This is a genomic window from Halostella sp. PRR32 (assembly GCF_034808085.1).
Taxonomy (GTDB): domain Archaea; phylum Halobacteriota; class Halobacteria; order Halobacteriales; family Natronoarchaeaceae; genus Halostella; species Halostella pelagica.
This window is the reverse complement of sequence record NZ_JAXHGL010000271.1, coordinates 1-240: the sequence shown is the minus strand read 5'-3', so window position 1 is coordinate 240 and position 240 is coordinate 1. Positions and strand designations below refer to the sequence as shown.

1 protein-coding gene is annotated in these 240 nt (G+C 42.5%); it reads left to right on the top strand.

Features of this window, described 5'->3' with window-relative positions; genetic code table 11:
* The coding region (locus SM753_RS21105; protein WP_323192994.1) for a hypothetical protein at positions 1-240 on the top strand (240 nt) is incomplete at both ends.

The following is a 240-nucleotide window of genomic DNA, read 5'->3' as shown; positions in this document are numbered from 1 at the left end:
CCAAGGACAGGAGGGTACCGAAAGTTCTCACTTGAAGAAAAGATGAACAAAAAGTATCCCTTTCCTGATGACAAAGTGGAATTTATCCTTGAGATGCTGCTCAAGAACAACCGTATCACACTTCTAGAGGTAAGAAAACCTGGAGAGGTAGGGTTGGTTCATGACCCGAAGTATTGCAAATGGCATCAAATGCTGGGGCATGGAACGAAAGATTGCTTCGTCCTAAAAAATAAGATCGAA